Source organism: Pseudacidovorax sp. RU35E, from assembly GCF_900156165.1.
Classification (GTDB): Bacteria; Pseudomonadota; Gammaproteobacteria; order Burkholderiales; family Burkholderiaceae_C; genus Xenophilus.
The window spans coordinates 393,629-415,600 of record NZ_FTMY01000003.1; the positions used below are offsets into that span (position 1 = coordinate 393,629).

23 protein-coding genes are annotated in these 21,972 nt (G+C 71.3%); 17 read left to right on the forward strand and 6 right to left on the reverse strand.

Annotated features, from left to right (window positions below; translation table 11 throughout):
- Nucleotides 1-16 precede the first annotated feature (16 nt).
- Nucleotides 17-751: a GntR family transcriptional regulator gene (locus tag BXA03_RS07340; protein WP_076505571.1), complete on the forward strand. Its 735-nt coding sequence runs from the start codon at nt 17-19 to the stop codon at nt 749-751.
- 66 nt (nt 752-817) lie between these two features.
- Here the strand turns inward: BXA03_RS07340 and BXA03_RS07345 are convergent, their stop codons facing one another.
- The 3 genes from BXA03_RS07345 to BXA03_RS07355 are packed head-to-tail and all read right to left on the reverse strand — an operon-like array spanning nt 818 to nt 3,820.
- A complete protein-coding gene (locus BXA03_RS07345; protein WP_076505573.1) occupies nt 818-1,951 on the reverse strand; it encodes a thiolase family protein in 1,134 nt (377 codons plus the stop codon).
- A gap of 43 nt (nt 1,952-1,994) precedes the next feature.
- A complete protein-coding gene (locus BXA03_RS07350; protein ID WP_076505814.1) occupies nt 1,995-2,999 on the reverse strand; it encodes an aldo/keto reductase in 1,005 nt (334 codons plus the stop codon).
- Between the two features lie 20 nt (nt 3,000-3,019).
- Nucleotides 3,020-3,820 (reverse strand): SDR family NAD(P)-dependent oxidoreductase, encoded by an 801-nt coding sequence (locus tag BXA03_RS07355; RefSeq protein WP_076505575.1) that lies wholly within the window; start codon nt 3,818-3,820, stop codon nt 3,020-3,022.
- 118 nt (nt 3,821-3,938) lie between these two features.
- On the opposite strand from BXA03_RS07355, the gene BXA03_RS07360 reads away from it, so the two are divergent.
- The 4 genes from BXA03_RS07360 to BXA03_RS07375 all read left to right on the forward strand — a co-directional run bounded on the left by BXA03_RS07360 (nt 3,939) and on the right by BXA03_RS07375 (nt 7,389).
- Nucleotides 3,939-4,886: a GlxA family transcriptional regulator gene (locus tag BXA03_RS07360; RefSeq protein ID WP_076505577.1), complete on the forward strand. Its 948-nt coding sequence runs from the start codon at nt 3,939-3,941 to the stop codon at nt 4,884-4,886.
- Nucleotides 4,887-5,030: 144 nt separating this feature from the next.
- Nucleotides 5,031-6,185 carry a zinc-dependent alcohol dehydrogenase gene (locus BXA03_RS07365; protein WP_076505579.1) on the forward strand — a complete coding sequence of 385 codons (1,155 nt, stop codon included), beginning with the start codon at nt 5,031-5,033 and terminating at the stop codon, nt 6,183-6,185.
- Nucleotides 6,186-6,208: 23 nt separating this feature from the next.
- Nucleotides 6,209-6,745: a hypothetical protein gene (locus tag BXA03_RS07370; protein WP_076505581.1), complete on the forward strand. Its 537-nt coding sequence runs from the start codon at nt 6,209-6,211 to the stop codon at nt 6,743-6,745.
- A gap of 62 nt (nt 6,746-6,807) precedes the next feature.
- Complete coding sequence (locus BXA03_RS07375) at nt 6,808-7,389, forward strand: hemerythrin domain-containing protein (protein WP_369822402.1); 582 nt, start codon at nt 6,808-6,810, stop codon at nt 7,387-7,389.
- A gap of 10 nt (nt 7,390-7,399) precedes the next feature.
- On the opposite strand, the gene BXA03_RS07380 is transcribed toward BXA03_RS07375, so the two are convergent.
- Nucleotides 7,400-8,305: a LysR family transcriptional regulator gene (locus BXA03_RS07380; RefSeq protein WP_076505583.1), complete on the reverse strand. Its 906-nt coding sequence runs from the start codon at nt 8,303-8,305 to the stop codon at nt 7,400-7,402.
- The gene (locus tag BXA03_RS07385; RefSeq protein ID WP_076505585.1) at nt 8,302-9,201 is read right to left on the reverse strand and encodes a helix-turn-helix domain-containing protein; all 900 of its coding nucleotides are present in this window, start codon (nt 9,199-9,201) and stop codon (nt 8,302-8,304) included. Before BXA03_RS07385 ends, BXA03_RS07380 begins: the two co-directional genes overlap by 4 nt.
- Nucleotides 9,202-9,306: 105 nt before the next feature.
- On the opposite strand from BXA03_RS07385, the gene BXA03_RS07390 reads away from it, so the two are divergent.
- The 12 genes from BXA03_RS07390 (at nt 9,307) to BXA03_RS07445 (ending at nt 21,066) form a co-directional block, all read left to right on the forward strand.
- A complete protein-coding gene (locus BXA03_RS07390; protein ID WP_076505587.1) occupies nt 9,307-10,074 on the forward strand; it encodes an alpha/beta fold hydrolase in 768 nt (255 codons plus the stop codon).
- A gap of 11 nt (nt 10,075-10,085) precedes the next feature.
- A complete protein-coding gene (locus BXA03_RS07395; protein WP_076505590.1) occupies nt 10,086-10,868 on the forward strand; it encodes a transporter substrate-binding domain-containing protein in 783 nt (260 codons plus the stop codon).
- 97 nt (nt 10,869-10,965) lie between these two features.
- The gene (locus BXA03_RS07400; protein WP_083715932.1) at nt 10,966-11,808 is read left to right on the forward strand and encodes a cysteine hydrolase family protein; all 843 of its coding nucleotides are present in this window, start codon (nt 10,966-10,968) and stop codon (nt 11,806-11,808) included.
- 12 nt (nt 11,809-11,820) lie between these two features.
- Nucleotides 11,821-12,870 carry an ABC transporter substrate-binding protein gene (locus BXA03_RS07405; RefSeq protein WP_076505593.1) on the forward strand — a complete coding sequence of 350 codons (1,050 nt, stop codon included), beginning with the start codon at nt 11,821-11,823 and terminating at the stop codon, nt 12,868-12,870.
- A gap of 38 nt (nt 12,871-12,908) precedes the next feature.
- Nucleotides 12,909-13,700 (forward strand): SDR family NAD(P)-dependent oxidoreductase, encoded by a 792-nt coding sequence (locus BXA03_RS07410; RefSeq protein ID WP_076505596.1) that lies wholly within the window; start codon nt 12,909-12,911, stop codon nt 13,698-13,700.
- A gap of 17 nt (nt 13,701-13,717) precedes the next feature.
- Nucleotides 13,718-15,190, forward strand: coding sequence for a dihydroorotase (locus tag BXA03_RS07415; protein WP_076505598.1), 1,473 nt, complete (start codon nt 13,718-13,720; stop codon nt 15,188-15,190).
- Nucleotides 15,187-16,314: a cyanuric acid amidohydrolase gene (locus tag BXA03_RS07420; protein WP_076505600.1), complete on the forward strand. Its 1,128-nt coding sequence runs from the start codon at nt 15,187-15,189 to the stop codon at nt 16,312-16,314. Before BXA03_RS07415 ends, BXA03_RS07420 begins: the two co-directional genes overlap by 4 nt.
- Before the next feature lie 22 nt (nt 16,315-16,336).
- Nucleotides 16,337-17,206: an ABC transporter ATP-binding protein gene (locus BXA03_RS07425; protein ID WP_076505602.1), complete on the forward strand. Its 870-nt coding sequence runs from the start codon at nt 16,337-16,339 to the stop codon at nt 17,204-17,206.
- Nucleotides 17,203-17,994 (forward strand): ABC transporter permease, encoded by a 792-nt coding sequence (locus BXA03_RS07430; protein WP_076505605.1) that lies wholly within the window; start codon nt 17,203-17,205, stop codon nt 17,992-17,994. The genes BXA03_RS07425 and BXA03_RS07430 overlap by 4 nt, the downstream gene beginning before the upstream one ends.
- A 100-nt stretch (nt 17,995-18,094) precedes the next feature.
- Entirely contained in the window at nt 18,095-19,156 is a 1,062-nt protein-coding gene (locus BXA03_RS07435; RefSeq protein ID WP_076505608.1) for an ABC transporter substrate-binding protein, read from the forward strand.
- Nucleotides 19,153-20,610, forward strand: coding sequence for an amidohydrolase family protein (locus BXA03_RS07440; protein WP_083715933.1), 1,458 nt, complete (start codon nt 19,153-19,155; stop codon nt 20,608-20,610). Before BXA03_RS07435 ends, BXA03_RS07440 begins: the two co-directional genes overlap by 4 nt.
- A 30-nt stretch (nt 20,611-20,640) precedes the next feature.
- Nucleotides 20,641-21,066, forward strand: coding sequence for a DUF3830 family protein (locus tag BXA03_RS07445; RefSeq protein ID WP_076505611.1), 426 nt, complete (start codon nt 20,641-20,643; stop codon nt 21,064-21,066).
- Between the two features lie 8 nt (nt 21,067-21,074).
- Here the strand turns inward: BXA03_RS07445 and BXA03_RS07450 are convergent, their stop codons facing one another.
- Complete coding sequence (locus BXA03_RS07450) at nt 21,075-21,959, reverse strand: HDOD domain-containing protein (protein ID WP_076505613.1); 885 nt, start codon at nt 21,957-21,959, stop codon at nt 21,075-21,077.
- Between the last annotated feature and the right edge of the window lie 13 nt (nt 21,960-21,972).

Here is a 21,972-nt window from a genome sequence, read left to right on the forward strand (position 1 = left end):
TGCCCGCTACGATCCGATGGTGTCCGCCGCCGTTCCTGCCCGTCCCCCCAAAGCCGCGCCCGCCGAGGCCGAGCTGCCTTTCCGCTCGCGCGCGGACGAGGTCTACGACCAGCTCAAGCGCGACATCGCCGACTTCCGCCTGGTGCCGGGCGACCGCTTCACCGAGAACGAGCTGTGCGAGCGCCTGGGCGTCTCGCGCACGCCGGTGCGCCAGGCGCTGATCCGGCTGCAGCAGGAAGGCTATGTCGAGGTGCTGTTCCGCGCCGGCTGGCGCGTGCTGCCCTTCGACTTCCAGCAGTTCGAGCAGCTCTACGACCTGCGCATGGTGCTGGAGACCACCGCCGTGCATCGCCTGTGCGAATCGGGCCGCGCGGTGGACCGCGCCCAGCTCGACGCACTGGCCGCCATCTGGCTGGTGCCCGCGGAGCAGCGCAGCAGCGATGCGGCGCAGGTTGCGCGCTGGGACGAGGACTTCCATTGCCATCTGGTGGCCGCCGCCGGCAATGCCGAGATGGCGCGCGTGCACCGCGAGGTGACCGACCGCATCCGCATCATCCGGCGGCTGGACTTCACGCAGCAGCCGCGCATCGACGCCACCTACGACGAGCACGCCAAGATCCTCAAGGCCGTGCGGGCCAACCGCGGCGATCAGGCCGCCATGATGCTGCGCGCGCACATCGAGACCAGCCAGTCCGAGGTGCGCAAGATCACGTTGCACCAGGTCTACCTGGCGCGGCAGCAAGGCGGCTGAGCGCCGCTACCGCTGGCCGCGCCATCGGCCGCCCGTTGTAGCGGGCGCGCCTCGAAGAACCTTCCTTCAGACGCGTTCCAGCACGGTGGCGATGCCCTGCCCGCCGCCGATGCACTGCGTGGCCAGCGCATAGCGGCCGCCCTCGCGCGTCAGCAGCGACGCCGCCTTGCCGGTGATGCGCGCCCCCGTCGCGCCCAGCGGATGGCCGATGGCCAGGCCGCCGCCGTCGAGGTTGACCGTGGCCATGTCCAGCCCCAGTTCGCGGATGCAGGCCAGCGCCTGTGAGGAGAAGGCCTCATTGATCTCCACCACGTCCAGGTCGGCCGCCTGCAGGCCGGCGCGGGCCAGGGCCTTGCGCGTGGCGGGGATCGGGCCGATGCCCATCACCGCCGGGTCCACGCCCACGGTGGCGAAGCTGCGGATGCGCGCGAGCGCGGCCAGGCCATGGCGCTCGGCGAAGTCGTCGCGCGTGACCAGCACCGCCGCGGCGCCGTCGGTGAGCGGCGAGGAGGTGCCCGCCGTCACCACCCCATCGGGCCGGAAGGCCGGCTTGAGCGCCGCCAGCGCCTCGGCCGAGGTGGCGGGGCGGATGCAGCCGTCGCTGTCGACGATGCTGCCGTCGGGCAAGGTGACGGGCACGATTTCCTGGGCCAGCCGGCCGGCCTCGCGCGCGGCGGCAGCCTTGCGGTGCGACTGCACGGCCAGCGCCTCCTGGTCGGCGCGGCTCACGGTCCAGCGCTCGGCCACGTTCTCGGCCGTCTCGCCCATGGAGAGGTAGGCGTCGGTGTCCGCCAGCAGGCCGGGGTGGGGCGAGAAGTTGAAACCGCCCTGCGGCACCATGGTCATCGACTCCACGCCCACGCACAGGTAGGCGTCGCCGATGCCGGCCTCGATCTGCGCCGCGGCGATGTGCACGGCCTGCATCGACGAGCCGCAGAAGCGGTTGACCGTCATGCCGCCGACCTCGTGCGGCAGCCCGGCCAGCAGGCCGACGATCCGCGCGAGGTTGTTGCCCTGCGCGGCCTCGGGATAGGCGCAGCCGAGGATCACGTCCTCCAGCAGCGCCGGGTCCAGCCCGGTGCGCTGCAGCAGGCCCTGCACGACGCCGGCGGCCAGCGTGTCGGGCCGCACCTCGGCCAGGCGGCCCTTGCGGGCGAAGTGGAAGGGCGAGCGCGCATAGGCGGCGATGACGGCTTTCATGGGATCTCCTTGCTTGCTTCTGAAGTGCGGGTGTGGTCTGCGGTCAGGCCACGGGTGTGGCGGGCGCCGTGAACGCCGCTGCCGCCGCAGGGGCCGATGCGGCGGTACGCGGCGCGCTGGCCGCGTCGAGCCGGCCGCGCTGCTCCGCCGAGAGCGTGATCTGCAGCGCGCCCAGGTTGGACTGCAGCTGGGCCAGGGTGCGTGGCCCCAGCAGCGGCTGCACGTCCCGGCCCAACAGCCAGGCGATGGCGACTTGGTCGGGCGTGGCGTGCAGCTCGGCGGCCACGTCCAGCACGGCATCGAGCACGGCGGTGCGCTCGGCGGAGTTCTCCGCCTGGAACACCTTGCCGCCCAGCGCCTCGGCCCGTCCCCGTTCGCCCTGGCGGTACTTGCCGGTGAGCATGCCGCCGCCCAGCGGCGACCAGGTGACGGCGGCCAGGCCCAGCGCCTGGGCGGCGGGCAGCAGGTCGACCTCCGGCGCGCGGTGCACCAGGCTGTATTCGAACTGCACCGCGGCGATCGGCACGGCACCGGTCAGCTCGGCCAGCGTCACGGCGCGACCCACGCGCCAGGCGGGAAAGTTGGACAGGCCGGCGTAGACGATCTTGCCCGCGCGCGCCAGGTCGTCCAGGCCGCGCACGATCTCCTCCGACGGCGTGACGCCGTCGGGGTGGTGCACCCAGTACAGGTCGATGCGGTCGGTCTTCAGCCGGCGCAGGCTGGCCTCCACCGAGGCCACCATGGCGCGGCGGCTGTTGCCGGTGACCAGCGGGCCGGCCTTGGGCGAGGCGCCGTTGCTGAACTTGGTGGCCAGGAAGAAGTCGTCGCGCCGCCCGGCCAGCAGGCTGCCCAGGATCTCCTCGGACTGGCCGAACTGGTAGACGTCCGCGGTGTCGATGACGTTGCCGCCAGCCGCGGCATAGGCGTCCAGCAGGGCGGCGCTTTCGGCGGCGTCGGCGCCGTGGCCCCAGCGCTGGCCGAAGTTGGCGGTGCCCAGGGCGATCTGCGACAGCCGCAGGCCGGTGCGGCCGAAGGGGGTTTGCTGCATCTGCATGGCGCGTCTCCGGTTCAGTGGGCGGCCAGGTAGCGCGGTGCCGGCGTGTTGCGCGACAGCTGCGGGCCCAGGGCGCGGCGGGCGTCTTCGAAGGCCTCCCAGGCCTCCACGGCATGCAGCGAGGGCAGGGTGACCGTCTCGCCGCGGTCCAGCCCGACCAGGGCGGCGTCGACCATGTCCTCGGCGCGCATCACGATGCGGGCGTCGAGGTTCTCGACCGGCAGGCCCCCGGCGGCCCAGAAGTCGGTGGCCGTGGCGCCGGGCAGCACCGCCTGCACCCGCACGCCCTTGTCGACCAGCTCGTGCTGCAGCGACTGGCTGAAGGCCAGCATGAAGGCCTTGGTGCCGCCGTACACGCCGTTGAGGATCTCGGGCGCCACCGCCACGATGGAGGCGATGTTGATCACCGTGCCGGCGCCGCGGGCCACGAAGGCGGGCACGGCCGCATAGGCCAGCCGCATCGGTGCGGTCACGTTCAGGGCCACCATGCGCGTCATGGCGGTCACGTCGCTGGCCAGCAGCGGCGTGTGGGTGCCGATGCCCGCGTTGTTGACCAGCAGGCCGATGCTGGCGTCCTCGCGCAGCTTGGCCTCCACCGTGGCCAGCGATGCCGCATCGGTCAGGTCGGCCGGCAGCACCTCGACGTTGCGGCCGGTGCGGCTGCTGATGTCGCGCGCCAGCGCATTGAGCCGCTCGCGGTCGCGGGCGACCAGGATCAGGTCGTGGCCGCGGCGGGCCAGGCGGTCGGCATACAGGGCGCCGATGCCGGAGGAGGCGCCCGTGACGAGGGCGGTGCCGGAAGCGATGGAGGTCATGGTCGGGGTCCTTGAATCCGCCTCGGTGGGCGGCATGGGACGAATGATGCGACGGGCAGCGTCTGTCTCAAATGACGTATAACGACAGGATTCCAGACATCGCCTCCGAGGCCCTTCCATGCACCGCATCGGCTACCTGCTGCCCGACCGCTTCCAGGTCATGGCCCTGGCCACCCAGGCCGTGTTCGAGTTCGCCAACCTGGCGGCGCGCGAGCGCGTCTATGGCGTCGAGAACTACTCGCTGGCCGGCGGCGAGGTGGCCCCGTCGGTGGGCACCCGTGTGCCCACGCGGGCGCTGACCTCGCGCACCGCGGTGGACACCTGGCTGGTGGCCGGCACGCTGGCGCCGCTGCGCATGGCGGCCGATGCGCCACTGGTGCAGGCCCTGGGCCGTGCGGCACCGCGGGCCCGGCGCGTGGCGGGCCTGTGCACCGGCGCCTTCCTGCTGGCCGATGCCGGCCTGCTCGACCAGCGCCGTGCCACCACGCACTGGAACTGGGCCGAGGCCATGCAGCAGCGCCATCCGGCCATCCAGGTGGAGCCCGACCGCATCTTCATCACCGACGGCCCCTTCTGGACGTCGGCAGGCATGACGGCCGAACTCGATCTGGCGCTGGGCCTGGTCGAGAAGGACCTGGGCGCCGACGCCGCCCGCGCCGTGGCCCGCGGCCTGGTGATGCCGCAGCGGCGCTCCGGCGGGCAGTCGCAGCATTCCGAGCTGCTGCAGATGGCGCCGCGCTCCGACCGCATCCAGCAGGTGCTGGAATACGCCCGCGCCCACCTAGCCGCGCCGCTGTCCGTGGAGCAGCTGGCCGAGGTGGCGCACCTGAGCCCGCGCCAGTTCAGCCGCGTGTTCGCGGCCGAGACGGGCCAGTCGCCCGCCAAGGCGGTGGAGCGGCTGCGGCTGGAAGCCGCGCGGCTGATGGTGGAGCGCAGCCGCCATCCGCTCGAGGTGGTGGCGCGTGAGACGGGCTTTCGCGATGCGCGGCACCTGCGCGAGGTCTTCCTGCGCGGCTTCGGCGTGCCGCCGCAGGTGGTGCGACGGGCCGCGCGCGGCACGGACTGAGCGGCGACGCGCGCGCGGGCGCATGCCCCGCGCTCGCCGCGTGGGCTCGCCTACCCGCGCCTCGCCGGCTTCCTACAAGGGCCGGGCCGTGCGCGGCAACGATGGGTGTCGACTTTCCTTCCTCCACGCAAGGACCCCGACCCCATGCTTGCCATGAACTACCGCGGCCCCTACCGGGTCCGCATCGACGAACGCGCCGAGCCCGAGATCGAGCATCCGGGCGATGCCATCGTGCGCGTCACCCGCAGCTGCATCTGCGGCTCGGATCTGCACCTCTACCACGGCCTGGTGCCCGACACCCGCGTCGGCACCACCTTCGGCCACGAGTTCACCGGCGTGGTCGAGCGCGTGGGGCCCGATGTGCAGCGCCTCAAGCCCGGCGACCGGGTGCTGGTGCCCTTCAACATCTTCTGCGGCACCTGCTTCTTCTGCAGCCGCGAGCTGTTCAGCAACTGCCACAACGTCAACCCCGAGGCCACCGCCGTGGGCGGCATCTTCGGCTACTCGCACACCACCGGCGGCTATGCCGGCGGGCAGGCCGAGTACGTGCGGGTGCCCATGGCCGACATCGGCCCCACGGTGCTGCCGGAGGGCCTGGACGAGGACGACGCGGTGCTGCTGACCGACGTCTTTCCCACCGGCTACCAGGCGGCGGAAATGGGCAGCATCCGCGAGGGCGACACGGTGGTGGTCTTCGGTGCGGGGCCGGTGGGCCTGTTCGCTGCCCGCTCGGCCTGGTTCATGGGGGCGGGCCGGGTGATCGTGGTGGACCACGTCGAATACCGCCTGGCCTTCGCCCGTGAGTTCGCCCATTGCGAGACGGTCGACTTCAAGTCGGTGCGCGACATGGCCATCCACATCAAGAAGATGACGGACGGCCTGGGCGCCGACGTGTGCATCGACTGCGTGGGCGCCGAGGCCGCCGGCAGCTTCGCGCAGACGCTGACGGGCGTGAAGCTCAAGCTGCAGGGCGGCGCCGCCACGGTGCTGCACTGGGCCATCAACTCGGTGCGCAAGGGCGGACATGTGTCCATCGTGGGCGTGTACGGCCCCACCTTCAACGCGCTGCCCATCGGCAACGCGGTGAACAAGGGCCTGACGCTGCGCATGAACCAGGCCTCGGTCAAGCGCCACCTGCCCAAGCTGATCGAGCACATCCAGGCCGGCCGCATCCGGCCCAGCGACATCATCACCCACCGCTTGCCGCTGGAGGAGGTGGCCGAGGGCTACCACCTGTTCAGCAGCAAGCTGGACGACTGCATCAAGGTCGTGCTGCTGCCGCCCTCGGCGCGCGCCTGACGAACGGACACGGAGGCACTCCCATGGCAGACACCACGACGAACGATTCGGCATCCTCTTCTGCGGCCACGCCTGCGCGCCATGCCCACATCCCCGGTTGGGGCGTGGACCGCGAGCGCAGCAGCCGCCCCGCCGTGCCGATGGAGCGCACGCCGCCCCGGCTGGAGGGCGTGCACTGGACGCAACCCGCGCAGCAGCCCCAGACGGTGGAGGTGCTGTGCTCCACCGAGCGAGACAGCACGATCACGCCCATCTTCGGCAGCACGCTGCCGCCGCAGGGCGCAAGCGGCGGGCTTCGGCGCGCTGCCTTCCGTTTCAGCGAGAACGACCTGCGCCACTGGCTGATCCTGCTGCTGGCCGACCGTACCGACATGGTCGAAGGCGTGATCGACGACCTGCGCCGCGGCCATGTGCCCAACGTGGTCGCCGAGATGGGCCTGGGCGCCGCCTGGACGCACGACCGGCCGAGGCTGGTGCGCAAGCTGGCCTGGACGGCCGGCAGCGCCGTGCTGCTGTGCTGGCTGATGGGCCGCAAGCGCGGCAGCCGGCGCGTGCGCTGAGCCGCCGCGCATGACCTTGTCCGCGGTCCCGCGACCACGATTCCTCAGAGAACGGAAGCCCCATGATGCGAACCGCCACCGAATGCCTGGCGCCCTACGCCACCAACATGATCCGGCTCGACCACACGCACGTGGTCGCCACCTTCCACCAGTACCGCACGACCGACAACCCGCGCGTGAAGCGCGGGCTGGTCGACCAGGTCTGCCTGGCGCTGGAGGTCCATGCGCAGCTGGAGGAGGAGATCTTCTATCCCGCGCTGCGTGCTGTCGCAGGCGATGAGGAGGCCATGCAGAAGAGCGTGCCCGAGCACGACGAGATGAAGCGGCTGATCGGTCGCCTGCGCGGCATGGAGGCCGACGATGGGGCCTTCGACGACACCTTCATGGAACTGCTGCGCGACGTGCTGCACCATGTGGCGGACGAAGAGACCATCCTGCTGCCGCTGGCCGAACGACGGCTGCATGACCGCCTGGGCGAGCTGGGCTTGGCCGTGACCAAACGGCGCATGGAGCTGCTGGTGCCCCGCACTGGCGAACTGGCCTCGGCCATGGCGCGGTCGATGTCGCTGGGCACGCTGGCCGCCACGGCCGCCGTCGCGGCGGCGCTCACGGCGCGGTGCCTGCGGCCGCGCAGATCGGCCTGAGCGCAGCGGCTCAGCCGCCGTCTGCACCGAGTGCGGCCAGCCGTTCGCGCAGGAACTCGGCGAAGGCATAGGCGATCACCGGCAGCTGCCGCCCCCGCAGGCATCCCAGCACCAGCTCACCCTGCGGAAAGGCGCGGTCCTCGATGGCGCGGGCCACCAGGTCGGGCGTCGTGAGGTCGGTTCCAATGGCCATCTGGAAGGTGATCGACCGCCGGTCGGCCAGGCAGCCGAGCAGGAATTCGAAGCTGTTGCTTTCCACCATGGGCTGGAAGCGGATGGAGCTGCGCGACAGAAAGCGCTCCAGTAGCTGCCGCCCACCGATGTCGCGGTTGGGCAGCACCAGCGGATAGTCGGCGCAATCGCGCAAGCGCAGCGCGCTGCGGCCGGCCAGCGGATGCTCGGCATGCATCATGGCCATCAGCCGCTGGCCGGCCACGTCCAGGCGCTGGATGTCCGATTCGGCGGGCAGGTTGAACACCAGGGCCAGGTCGGTGTCCAGGCTGCGCAGGGCCTCGGCCGCGTGCACATGGTCGCCGATGCGCGCGTCGAAGGCCACCAGCGGATGCGTCTCGCGGAAGGCGGCGATGGCCGCGGGCAGGAAGCGGGGCGCCAGCGCCTGGCTGGCCACCAGCCGCACCCGGCCGCGGCGCAGGCCCTGCAACTCCTCGATCTCGGAGCGCACGCGCTCCAGCTCCGCGCCCCGGTCGCGGACATAGCGCACGAACAGCTCGCCCGCGGCCGTGAGCCGCATGCCCCGCGGCAGCCGTTCGAAGAGCGGCGTGCCCAGCTCCTCCTCGATGTCCTGGATGCGGCGGTTGACCGCCGAGGGCGCCACATGCAGGCGCTCGGCTGCCTGGCGGATGGATCCGATGCGCGCCACTTCATCGACGTAGCGCAGCAGGCGCAGGTGGTTCATGCGCCCATTGTGGTGTCTGCATGGGCATGCAGCAGGCGCGCCAGTTCTGCGCTGGCGGCTGCGCCCTTCAGGGCCGAATCCCACAGGCGCGCGGCGAGTGTCTCGTGCAGGCGCAACGCTTCCTCGTCCTCGCTGATCATGGCTACGCCGTAGTGCAGGTTGGTCGGCTCAACGATCCGGAAGGGGCTGGTCACGAGTACGCGGCGCCCGTGCGGCAACTGGACCAGCTGGAAGCCGCTGGTCGGCAGCGGCTGGGTGGTCAGCACGACCTGGATGCCCATCGGCGGCGAGGCAATGAGGCCGGCCAGGCGCTCCATTTCGCGCCGCGCGGCGAGCCGCCGGGCGGTGCGCTCGGCCGCGGGCAGGCGCGGGTGGCCGCCGAGCCCGTGCGTCAGGTAACGCTCGATGTCGCTCACCGGCACGATGTTGACGAGCGCCGGCCGGTTGCGTGTGAAGGCGGCCTTGCGCTTGGCCAGCAGGTGCATCAGCCGTTCGGCCTCGGCCGGGCTCAGGGCGGTCTGGTCGTCGCGCTGATCGACCAGGCGCTCGGCCAGCGCGGCGTCGTAGGCGTCCGAGCTCAGCATGTAGGCCTGCGGCCCGAACACCACGGTCATCTGCGTGGCCTCGGCCTCCAGCCGCTGCTGGCGATCGAAGAACAGCATGCCGTGGGTGATGTACTCGTTGCCCAGGCCGAGCAGGGCCCCGGTGGAGGTTTCGTACAGCCGGGCCAGCCTTTCCAGCACCTCGAGCTTGACCACCTCGCCCGACTCGTAGCGGTAGAGCAGCGCGCGGGAGATGCCCGCCGCGCGCGCCACCTGCTCGGTGCTCAAACGCGCATCCTGGCGCCGGCTGCGCAGGCGCTCGCCGATGTGGGCGTAGTGGTGCGTGGTGGTCATGGCTGCTGCCGTCTCGTTAATGAGTCAGTTCGCGAAATTGCACGTTGTGACGCCGGTCGGGCCGACCTACGCTGACCCGCCATCGCAACACCTTACGCAACGAACATGCCCACCATCTCCGTCGACGGGGTGCCCGTCCACTACGCCGAGGCCGGCAGCGGCGAGCGCGCCATCGTCTTCATGCACGGCGGCTTCGGCAGCTCCTCTGAACTGTGGGAGCGCACCCTGAAGGCGCTCCCGCCCGGCTGGCGCGGCTATGCCATCGACAACTTCCTGCGCTCGGCCGCGCCACCCGACGGGTACAGCGTGCAGTCGCTGGCCCGCCGCGTGCGTGGCTTCGTGGATGCGCTGGGCCTCGAGAAGCCGGTGATCGGTGGCCATTCGATGGGCGGCGTGGTGAGCCAGATCGCCGCCTCGAACGACCCCGGGCGCTACGGTGGCGTGGTGCTGGTGTGCACCGGCGCCTTCATGACCAACCACACGCTGGGCCGTGTGCTGCTGCAGGACCTGCGCGACAACGGCCATGCCAACCTGCGCGAGATCAGTGCGCACTGGTTCCGCGAACTGCCCGAGGGCTTCTTCGAGGGCTATGTAGAGCGCGCGCAGACGGCGCCGCTGGCAGCCATGATCGACGTGCAGCAGAGCCTGCTCTACACCGACTGCCGGCCGCTGCTGCCGAAGATCACCGCGCCAACGCTGGTGGTGTTCGGCGCCCACGACGCGGGCCGCACCATCGATCACGCGAACACGCTGCTGGCCGGCATTCCGAACAGCCGCCTGGCCCGCATGCCCGACAGCGGGCACACGCCGATGGTCGAGACGCCTGCGGCATTCGACGCCGCGCTGCACGCCTTCCTGCTCGAAACCCACTGAGGACCTCCACCATGTTCCGACGCTCCCTCCTCGCCCTGGCCGTGGCGGCCGGCGGCTCCTTGCTCACGATGCCGGCCGCGCTGGCCGACACGCTCGACGACGTGCAGAAGGCCGGCGTGCTGCGCGTCGCCATCACGCTCGACTACCCGCCTTTCGGCTCGGTCGATGCCAACATGAGCCCGCAGGGCTACGACGTGGAATTCGCCAACCTGATGGCGGCCGCACTGGGCGTGAAAGCCGAGCTGGTGCGGGTGACGGCCCAGTCCAAGATCCCGACCATGGCCACGCGCAAGGCGGATCTGCTGCTCAACATCGGCCGCAACGAAGAGCGCGCCAAAGTGGTGGACTTCACGCAGCTGTACGCGCCTTACTACATCGGCGTGTTCGGCCCGGTCGACCAGACCGCCACGGGCGTGGCCGACCTGGCCGGCAAGAAGATCGCGGTGACGCGCGGCACGCTGGAGGACCAGCTGCTCACCAAGATGGCGCCGCCGGAGGCCGCGATCCAGCGCTATGAGGACCACAGCAACACCATCAGCTCCTTCCTGAGCGGACAGAGCGACCTCATGTCCGTCGGCAACATCGTGGCCGCGGCCATCATGGAGAAGAACCCCCCGCGCAAGCCCGAGCAGAAGTTCCTGCTGATGAACTCGCCCGTGTGCGCCGCCGTCACCAAGGGCGAGCAGCGGTTGCTCGAGCGGATCAACGCCGCCATCACCGAACTCAAGACCAACGGCCGGCTCGCCGCCATGGCCACGCGCTGGCTCAAGCAGCCGCTGCCGGCCAATCTCTGAAGCGCCGGCGGACCGTTGCCGCAACGGCAACGGCGCTACCGCGATAAAGCGCCGGAAAGTGAGCGCCAGTGGCACGGGCGATGCGTGCCCCTGACGCATGCACAGCGATGAACGCACTTCCGGCACCAAGTTGGACACGGCCCCCGGCGACACCCCCGGCTTCGGCCCCGCGGCCGCCAACCGCTGGCAGTTGCAGGACGGGCGCCTGAGCCTGGTCCGCACGCCGCCGGCGCCGCGGCCGCTGGCGCTGCCGGCACAGCCCGAATCGCTGGTGATCGACCTGGCCCGCACCGCCCTGGTGGTGGTCGACATGCAGAACGACTTCTGCCACCCCGAAGGCTGGTTCGGCCAGAAGGGTCTGGACGTGCAGGCCGCGCGCCGGCCCATCCCGGTGCTGCAGGCGCTGCTGCCCGCCTGGCGCCGCGGGGGCAGCCCGCTCGTCTGGTGCAACTGGGGCATCCGTGCCGACCGGCGCAACCTCGGCCCCACGGTGCAGTTCAAGGGCAAGCGCACGGCCGAGGGTGTGGGCTACGGCGAGCGCTCGCCCGTCGACCACGGCCCGTCGCTGGTGCAGGGCAGCTGGGGTGCGGCGCTGATCGACGAACTCGCGGCCGAGCCCGGCGACATCCTGGTGCACAAGCACCGGCTCTCGGGCTTCTGGGACAGCGAACTCGACAGCGTGCTGCGCAACGCCGGCATCACCACGCTGCTGTTCGCCGGCATCAACACCGACCGCTGCGTGTTCTCGACGCTGCAGGACGCGGCCTTCCTGGGCTACGACTGCGTGCTGCTGGAGGACGCCTGCAGCACCTCGTCGCCCGGCTACGTGACCGATGGCGTGCTCTACCTCGTGCGCCTGCTGCACGGCTTCACCGCCCGCGCCGCCGACCTGGGCGCGGCGCTCGCCGATCTTTCCGACCTTCCTTCCCAACCCGACTGAGGAGCCTTCGCCATGACCTCGACCCTCTCCCTGTTCGCCCGCCGACTGCGGCCTCTGCTCGGCGCCGCCGCCCTGGCGCTGGCCGCGCTGCCGGCCGCTGCGCAGACGCCCATCAAGCTGGTGCTCAACTGGAAGTACGAAGGCCCGCAGGCCTGGTTCTTCCTGGCGCAGGACCGTGGCTATTTCAAGCAGGAAGGCCTGGACGTCACCATCGACCAGGGCGAGGGCTCGGCCGCCTCGATCCCCAAGGTCGCGGCGGGCACCTACCAGGCCGGCTTCGGCGACATGAACGCGCTGATCGACCTGGCCTCCAAGCGGCCGGCCGATGCGCCGGTGGGCGTGTACATGCTCTACAACACGCCCCCCTTCGCCGTGGTGGTGCGCAGCGACAGTCCCATCAAGACGCCGAAGGACCTCGAAGGCAAGACCCTCGGCGGCCCCGCCAACGACGGCGCGCTCAAGCTCTTCCCGGCCTTCGCCAAGCTCGCCAAGATCGACCCCGCCAAGGTCACGATCTCGAACATGGCGCCCAACCTGCGCGAGCAGATGCTGGTGCGCGGCCAGATCGACGGCGCCTTCGGCTATGTCACCACCGTGAGCTTCAGCGCCCGCGGCATGGGGCTGGACCCGGCCAAGGACCTGCGCTTCATCCGCTACGGCGACCACGGCATGGACCTCTATGCCAACACCGTCTTCTTCTCGCGCAGCTTCGTGCAGGACAAGCCCCAGGCCGTGACCGGCTTCGTGAAGGCCCTCAACCGCGCCATCAAGGACGTGCTGGCCAACCCCGACGCCGGCATCGACGCGGTGATGAAGCGCGAGCCGCTGCTCAAGCGCGACGTCGAGAAGGAGAAGCTCCTGGCCACGCTCAAGAACGACATGAGCCATCCCGAGATCGCCCGCATCGGCCTGGGCGACGTGGACGACGCGCGGCTGAAGAAGGCCATCGGCATCGTGGCCGAGGCCAACCAGCTGCCGCGCCAGCCCGAGGTGGGCGAGGTCTTCGACCGCCGTTTCCTGCCGGCGCGCGCCGAGCGCCCCTCCAGCACCGTCGCGCCCTGACCACTCCGACAAGCCCCCTGAAGAAAGAAGAGACCGCCATGGATCTGCAACTGCGCGACAAGGTCGCCATCATCACCGGCCCGGCCAAGGGCATGGGCGCCGCCATCACCCTGGCCTTTGCCCGCGAAGGCGCCAAGCTGGTGCTGGCCGGCCGCGACACCGCCGCCATCGAACCCGTGGCCGCCGAGGCCCGCGCGCTGGGCGTGCCAGCCCAGGTCGTGGCCTGCGACCTCACCGTCTCCAGCCAGACCGAGGCGCTGGCCACGGCGGCGCTCGCCGCCTTCGGCCGCATCGACATCCTGGTCAACGTGGCCGGCGGCTCCGGCCCCATCGGCAAGACCGGCTGGGAGACCACGACGGAAGAGTTCGACGAGATCGTGCGCCTGAACATGACCGGCTGCTTCAACACCATCCGCGCCGTGATGCCCGCGATGGTGGAGCAGCGCAGCGGCAAGATCGTCAACGTGGGCGGCACCTTCGGTCTGCGGGGGCGCGCCGGGCGCATGGCGTACTCGGCGTCCAAGTGGGGCCTGCGCGGCATCACCAAGAGCTTCGCGCTGGAGGCCGGACCGCACAACATCAACGTCAACAACGTCGCACCGGGCATGGTCGACGGGCCGCGCTTCCGCGAGAAGGTGTGCGCCAACATGGCCCAGCGCCTGGGCATCACGCTGGAAGAAGCCATGCAGCGCCATGCGGCCGACTACGCACTGCGGCGCGTCTCCACCGACACCGACATCGCCAACGCCTGCCTGTTCATGGCCAGCGAGGTGTCGCGGCAGATCACCGGCGCCGACCTGCCGGTCGACGGCGGCTGGGCCGCGCTGTGAGCACGGGAGCGAACACCATGCGACCCGAAGTCGACCTCGTCATCCGCGGCGCGAGCGTGGTCTCGCCCGACGCCATCGTGCCGGCCAGCGTGGCCATCGCCGGCGAGCAGATCGTGGCCGTGGGCCACGACGACACCATGCCGCCCGCGCGCGAGGAACTGCGCGCCGATGGCCTGTTCCTGCTGCCCGGCGCCATCGACAGCCATGTGCACTTCCGCGACCCCGGCTATCCGCACAAGGAGACCTGGCGCACCGGCTCGGCCGCCGCGGCGCTGGGCGGCGTGACCACCGTCTTCGACATGCCCAACACCTCGCCGGCCACCGGCACGGTGGAGGCGCTGCGCCTCAAGCAGAAGGCGGCCGAGGCCTCGTACTGCGACTTCGGCATCCACGGCCTGCTGGGCGACGACACCATCGAGCGGCTGGAGGAGCTGCTGGAGGCCGGCGTCACCAGCTTCAAGGCCTTCGTGGGCAACACCTTCGGCAACCTGCCCGCGCCCACGGACGGTGCGTTGCTGGAGGGCTTCGAGACGCTGGCGCCGCTGGGCATCCGCACCGTGGTGCATGCCGAGAACTCGTCCATCCTCTTCCGCCGCCAGAAGAAGATGCAGGACGCCGGCCGCATCGACGCGCTGGCGCACCTTGCTGCGCGGCCCGCCGTGGCGGAGATCGAGGCCATCGGCCGCGTGCTCACGCTGGCCGAATGGACCGGCGCGCGGGTGCACATCGCGCACCACAGCGCGGCGGATTCGCTCTTCCTGCTGCGCGAGGCCAAGCGCCGAGGCGTGGACGTGACGGCCGAGACCTGCCCGCAGTACCTGCTGCTCAACACCGAGCACATGCGCAAGCTGGGCGGCGTGATGCGGCTGAACCCGCCCATCCGCGAGCCGCGCCACAACCAGCCGCTGTGGGACGCGCTGATGGACGGCACGCTGGACATGATCGCCACCGACCATGCGCCGCACGCGCCCGAGGAGAAGACGCGCGAGAGCATCTGGGACTGCGACTGCGGCTTCCCGGGCGTGGAGACGCAGATGCCGCTGATGCTCACCGAGGTCAACCGTGGCCGCGCCTCGCTGATGGACTACGTGCGCTGGAGCGCCGTCGCGCCGGCCAGGGCCTGGGGCCTGTATGGCACCAAGGGCGTGATCGCGTCCGGCGCCCATGCGGACATCGCCATCGTCGACATGGCGCGCCAGGGCGTGCTGTCGCAGAACCGGCTGCAGAGCATCAGCCGCATCTCGCCCTGGAACGGCCGGCCGGTGCAGGGCTATCCGCTGCATACGCTGCTGCGTGGGCGCTTCGTCATGCGCGAAGGCCGGCTGGTGGAAGACGCCGTGGGCTGGGGCCGTTCGGTCAAGGCGGTGCAGAAGATGCCCACGCCCCGGCCGCGCAACACCGAGCACTACAGCCGCGCCATCCTGCAGACGCCGCCCGGCGTGCCGTCCACCGCGGTGCCGGTGGGCGAGGTGGACTGGAGCGCCGAATGAGCGCCCGCGTCCCCCAGCATGTGGACGCCCATGTGGTGCCCTGCCGCGGGCCCGGCGACCTGAGTGGCGTGCAGGCCCTCGTCGAGGCCGGCGTGCTCGAACCGCGCGACATCGTCGCGGTGATGGGCAAGACCGAGGGCAACGGCTGCGTCAACGACCACACGCGCGACTTCGCCGCCATGGCCTGGTGCCACTACCTGGCGCCCCACCGCGGCTGCACGCCGCAGGCGGTGCATGCGCAGGTGGCGCTGGTGATGTCCGGTGGCACCGAGGGCGTGCTGTCGCCGCACTTCACCGTCTTCACCCGCCGCGCGGCATTGCCGCATGAAGTGGTGGAGGGCGAGAAGCGGCTGGTGGTCGGCATCGCCCACACGCGCGACTTCGCGCCGGAGGAGATGGGCCGCCAGGCGCAGATCGCCGCCACGGCCGAGGCGGTGCAGGCCGCCATGCGCGACGCCGGCATCGACAGCGCGGCCGACGTGCACTTCGTGCAGGTGAAGTGCCCGCTGCTCACTTCGGCCAAGGTGGACGACGCGCTCGGCCGCGGGTTGGACACGGTGACCCGCGACACCTACGAGTCGATGGGCTACTCGCGCGCCGCCTCGGCGCTGGGCGTGGGCGTGGCGCTGGGCGAGATCGACCCGGCCCGCGCGACCGATGCCGCCGTGCTGCACGACACGTCGCTGCATTCGGCGCGCGCCTCGGTGTCGGCCGGCATCGAGCTGGAGGGCAACGTGGTCATCGTGCTGGGCGAGGCCACGGGCAGTGCCTCGCCGCTGCGCATCGGCCATGCGCTGATGCGCGACGCCGTCGACACTGCCGGCCTGCGCACGCTGCTGCGCGAGCACTTCGGGCTGGACCCGGAGGCCGATGCGGCGCTCATCGCGCAGCAGCTGGTCAACCTGCTCGCCAAGGCCGAGGCCAGCCCCGACGGCCGGGTGCGCGGCCTGCGCCACACCATGCTGAACGACTCGGACATCCACTCCACCCGTCACGCCCGTGCCGCCGTCGGCGCGGTGCTGGCCTCGGTGGCCGGCCGCACGGCGCTGTACGTCTCGGGCGGTGCCGAGCACCAGGGCCCGCCCGGCGGCGGCCCGGTGGCGGCGCTGGTGCGCGTGGGCTGACACCTCTTTCGCGGGAACCTCCATGAGCCAGAGCTTCATCCAACTCTCCGACGTGATGCTGCGCTACGGCGGCGGCACCATCGCCCTGGACCACACCACGCTGGGCATCGACCGTGGCGACTTCGTCGCGCTGGTCGGCCCCAGCGGCTGCGGCAAGTCCACCATCCTCAAGCTGCTGGCCGGCCTGCTGCGTCCCACCTCGGGCGCCGTCATCGCCGGCGGGCGCGAAGTGGGGCCGGCGGGTGCCCGGCCCGTGGCGGCCGGGCGGCCGGCGCTGCGCATCGGCCTGGCCTTCCAGAACCCGACCATGCTGCCCTGGCTCACGATCCGCGAGAACGTGATGATCCCGCTGAAGATCGTCGAGCCCTTCCGCCAGGATTACGCCCGCAAGAAACGCGGCGAGTACGCCGAGCGCGCCGACGCGCTGCTGGCCCAGGTGGGCCTGCGCGGCTTCGGCGACAAGCGGCCCTGGCAGCTGTCGGGCGGCATGCTGCAGCGCGCCTCGCTGTGCCGCGCGCTGGTGCACCAACCCGAGCTGCTGCTGCTGGACGAGCCTTTCGGCGCCCTCGACCAGTTCACCCGCGAGGAGCTGTGGGACATCATGCAGACGCTGTGGATGACCCAGCGGCCCACCGTGCTGCTGGTGACGCACGACCTGCGCGAGTCGGCCTACCTGGCCAACCGCATCTGCGTGATGAGCGCGCGGCCCGGCCGCATCCTGGAGACGCGCGACGTGGACTTCGCCCGGCCGCGCACGCTGCAGTCCAGCTACGACCCCGCCTTCGGCGCGCTGGTGCAGCAGCTGCGCATGCGCATCGCCGAGGCGCGCTGCGAGGGCGACGCGACGCCCGCGCCCGTGGCGGTGCCCGCGCTGCAGGAGGTGGTGGCATGAAGACCGGCCTGTCGCCCCTGGCGCGCCAGCGCCTGCTCTCCGGCCTGGCGCTGGTCGGCTTCTTCGTGGCGTGGGAGCTCATCTGTCTGGCCACCGGCATCTCGGACCTGGTGCTGCCGCGGCCCAGCCAGATCGCCCGCGTGCTGATCGAGCGCATGCCGCTCCTGTGGCCGCACACGGTGCAGACGCTCTACACCACGCTGCTGGGCTTCGCGCTGGGCGTGGCGGCGGGCATCGTCATCGGCGTGGGCATCGGCTCGTCGCGGCTGGCCTACGACGTCACCTATCCGCTGCTGGTGGGCTTCTCCAGCATTCCGAAGGTGGCGGTGGTGCCGCTGTTCGTCGTGTGGTTCGGCGCCGGCACCGTGCCGGCGGTGCTGACCTCGATGGTCATCAGCATCTTCCCGGTGGTGGTCAACGTGGCCACGGGCCTGGCGAGCACCGAGCCTGAATTGGAGGACGTGCTGCGCGTGCTGGGCGCGCGCAAGCGCGACATCCTCTGGAACGTGGGCCTGCCGCGCGCCATGCCCTACCTGTTCGCCTCGCTCAAGATCGCCATCACGCTGTCCTTCGTGGGCACGGTGCTGTCGGAGACCGTGGCCTCCAACCGCGGCATCGGCACCGTGATGATGATCGCCAGCGGCAACTTCGACGTGCCGATGGTGTTCGCCGGCCTCTTCCTGCTGGCGGCCATGGGCGTGGTGCTCTATGCGCTGTCGGCGCTGGTGGAGCGGCGCGTGACCGGCTGGTCGCAGCGCAAGACCGACCTGGCGGCCACGGGCGCCTGAGATGCGGGTCGGTGAACCCCACATCGTTCAGGCTGAGCCTGTCGAAGCCGGGGCACCCGCTCGCCAAAGCCCTTCTTCTTTCGACTTCCAAGGAGCTTCCATGTCCCGCTTCCTCCCCCGTCGCGCCGCTGGCCTGGCGCTGTCGGCCCTGTCCCTGCTGATGGCCCTGGGCGCCACGCTGGTGCCCGCGCCGGCCGCCGCGCAGGCCGAGACCCCGATCAAGTTCGTCCTCGACTGGAAGCTGCAGGGCGTGCACGCCTGGTACTACCTCGCGCAGGACCGGGGCTACTTCGCCCGCGAGAAGCTGGCCGTCACCATCGACCAGGGCGATGGTTCGGCCGCCACCGTCACCAAGATCATGGCCGGCGCCTACCAGGCCGGCTTCGGCGACGTGAACGCCATCGTGCAGAACGCCGCCGCCAAGCCCGGCCAGGCGCCGGTGATGGTCTACATGCTCTACAACCGCGCGCCCTTCGCGCTGATCGCCAAGGCCGACGGACCGATCCGCACGCCCAAGGACCTGCAGGGACGTACCGTCGGCACGCCCGCGGGCGGGGCCGCGGCCCGCATGTTCCCGGTGATCGCGGCGCGCACCGGCATCGACGCCGCCAAGGTCACCTGGACCAACGTCGCGCCCAACCTGCAGGAGCAGCTGCTGCTCAAGGGCCATGTGGATGCCGCGGCCGTGTTCTCGGTCACCAGCTACATGAACCTGGTGGCGCAGGGCATCGACCCGGACAAGGACATCCGCTGGTTCCACTACGGCGACTACGGCGTCGAGCTCTACGGCAACGGCGTGATGGTGTCTCAGCAGCTGCTGCGCGAGCGGCCCGAGGCCGTGGCCGGTCTGGTGCGGGCGATCAACCACGCGGTGCGCGACACCATCGCCGACCCCGACGCCGCCATCGCCGCGCTGGTCAAGCGCGAGCCGCTGCTCAACAAGGAGCTGGAGAAGCGCCGGCTGCTCTACACGCTCAAGACCGTCATGCTCATGCCCGAGGTGACCACGCAGGGCCTGGGCGACGTGAGCGATGCCCGCTTCGCCCGCGGCTTCCTGCAGCTCAAGGAGGCCTTCGACCTGCCGCGCGTGCCCACGGCCGCCGAGGTCTTCGACCGCCGCTTCCTGCCGCCGCTGGCCGAGCGCACGGTGGCCAAGCGATGAGCGACACCGCCACCGTCCTCGACTGCGCCTGGCTGCTGGCCGAGCCCGGTGCGGCCTCCGCGCAGCGGGACAGGCGCATCCGGCTCGATGGCGGTGTCGTGTCCGCCATCGAGGCCCTGCCTGCCCCGGTGCCCGGCCGCCGCCGGCTGGCCCTGCCGGCGCTGGCCAATGCGCACGACCATGCGCGCACCGTGCGCAGTGCCACGCTGGGCGCCTTCGGCCAGCCGCTCGAAGGCTGGCTGCCCTTCCTGGGCGTGGTGCCGGGCATGGACCCATACCTGTGCGCCGCGACCTCCTTCGCCCGCTCGCTGCGCAACGGCGTGGTGGACCTGATGGTGCACTACACCCGTGTGCAGGGCGGCCTGCCCTATGTCGACGAGGCAGCGGCCGTGGGCCGGGCCGCGCGCGACGTGGGCGTGCGCATCGGCTTTGCCGTCGCCATGCGCGACCGCCACGGGCTGGGCTACGCGGATGACGGGGCGGTGCTGGCCGCGCTGCGCCCGGCCATCCGCGACGACATCGCCCGCCGGCTGTCGGCGCCGTCGGTGCCGCCCGCGCAGCAGCTTGCGCTGGTGGAAGAAGTCGCGCAGCGCTTCGCCGACGAAGGGCTCGGCGCCCATGCGGATCTGCAGTACGGCCCCACCGGCGTGCAGTGGTGCAGCACGCCGCTGCTCGAAGCCATCGCGCAGGCCTCGGCCGACACCGGCCGCCGCGTGCACATGCACCTGCTGGAGACGCAGTACCAGCGTGCCTGGGCCGATGCCGCGCATCCGGGCGGCATCGTGCGCTTCCTGGACGACATCGGCCTGCTCGGCCCGCGGCTCACGCTGGCGCACTGCACCTGGGCGCGGCCGGAGGAGCTGGCCCTGATCGCCGAACGTGGCGCGACCATCGCGGTCAACACCAGTTCCAACCTGGGCCTCCAATCGGGCATCGCCCCGATGGCGCAGATGCTGGCGAGCGGCTGCCGCGTCGCCATGGGCCTGGACGGCATGGCCTTCGATGAGGACGACGACGCCCTGCGCGAGGCACGCCTGGCCTATGCGCTGCACCGCGGCTGGGGCTACGACACCACCATGACGCCGGCCCAGCTCTGGCGCTTCGCCTCGCGCGGGCGCATCGCACCGGGCGAGCGGGCGGATATCGTGCTGCTCGACTGGGACGCGCTGGACGACGACGCCCTGTTCGACGACGTCGATCCGCTGGACCTGCTGCTCGCCCGCGGCAGCGGCCGGCACGTGCACACCGTCATCGCCGGTGGCCGCGCCGTGGTCGAGGCCGGCCGCGTGCAGGGCGTGGACGAGGTCGCCCTGCAGGTCGAGCTGCGGACGCGCATGCGGGCGGCCCTGGCAACGGATACTGCCCAGGCCGGCTGGCGTCGCACCGTCAAGGCCTTCGCCGAGGACATGGCGCCCTTCTGCCGCGACGGCCGCTTCCTGGGCGGCTGCTGCTGACCCTTCTCCTTTTTCCAGAATCCTTCTTTCATGACCCGTATCCGCATGCAGGCCGCCGGCTTCGACTTCGTCGCCGAGACCCATCCCGACGCGCCGCAGACCGTGGCCGCCTTCCTGCAGCTGCTGCCCTATCGGCAGAAGCTCATCCATGTGCGCTGGAGCGGCGAAGGCTGCTGGGTGCCGTTGGGCGAGTTCCGCCTGACCAACGAGGGCACGCCGGTGGGCTTCGAGAACCACACCAGCCACCCGTCGCGCGGCGACGTGCTGTTCTACCCGGGCGGCTACAGCGAGACGGAGATCATCCTGGCCTATGGCGCCTGCAGCTTCGCCAGCCGCATGGGCACGCTGGCCGGCAACCACTTCCTCACCATCGTCGAAGGCCGCGAGCACCTGCCCGAGCTGGGCCGGCGCGTGCTGTGGGAAGGCGCGCAGGACGTGGTGTTCAGCCTGGCCTGAAGGTCGCCTCAGCGCGGACGGCTCAGCGCCTGCTGCATCGCCTGCACCTGGGCGTGCGCCTCGCGCACCACCTGGGCGGCCTCGCCGCGCTCCAGGATCTCGTCCAGGTCGATGCCGCAGACCGCCGGGTCGCGGGAGAACTCCTCGAAGGGCGACTGCGTCTGCGCCATCAGGTTGGCCAGTTGCAGCACGTCGCCCAGCGTCTCGGGCGGCGCCACCACGTAGCCGCGCCAGAGGGTCTCCATGGCCTGCGACAGCTCAATCGGTACGCGAAGCGCGGCCAGCAGGCGGCGGGTGCCGACGGCGAGCACGGCGTCGTTGCGTTGCGGCGCCGCCTCGGCGCCCGTCCACGGATGCGCGGCCAGGTCGATGCCGATGGCCTGCACCTGTGTGCGCGCCTTGGCCAGCACATAGAAGCCGGCGATGTCATGCAGCATGCCGGCGAAGAGCGCGGTGTCGGGGCTCACGGGGGTGAAGCGCCGCGCCAGCACCGCCGCCAGCGCCGCCACCTCGGTGCTGTGCGCCCACAGCCGGTCCACCATCGGCACGTTGACGCCCGCCGCCCGGTCGGCCAGCTGTGCGGTGACCAGCGACGAGGCCACTGCCCGCAGCATCTTCATCCCCAGCAGGTTGAGCGCCTCATGCGCGCTGGTGACGGTGCGGCCCGGCCGGCCATAGGCGGCGCTGTTGGCCAGCGCCACCATCTTGGCCGAGACCAGCGGCTCCCGGCTCACCAGCTGCACCACGTCGTCGAGGGTGCTGTCCTCGTGGCTGGCGCGGTCGATCAGCTGGATCAGCCCGGTGGAGGAGGTCAGGAAGGTCAGCGGCTCGTTGTCGAGGCCGCTGAACAGGGCCTCCTGCATGGCATGGCGGCTCGTCAGTTCCAGTCGCATGGGAGGTTCTCCA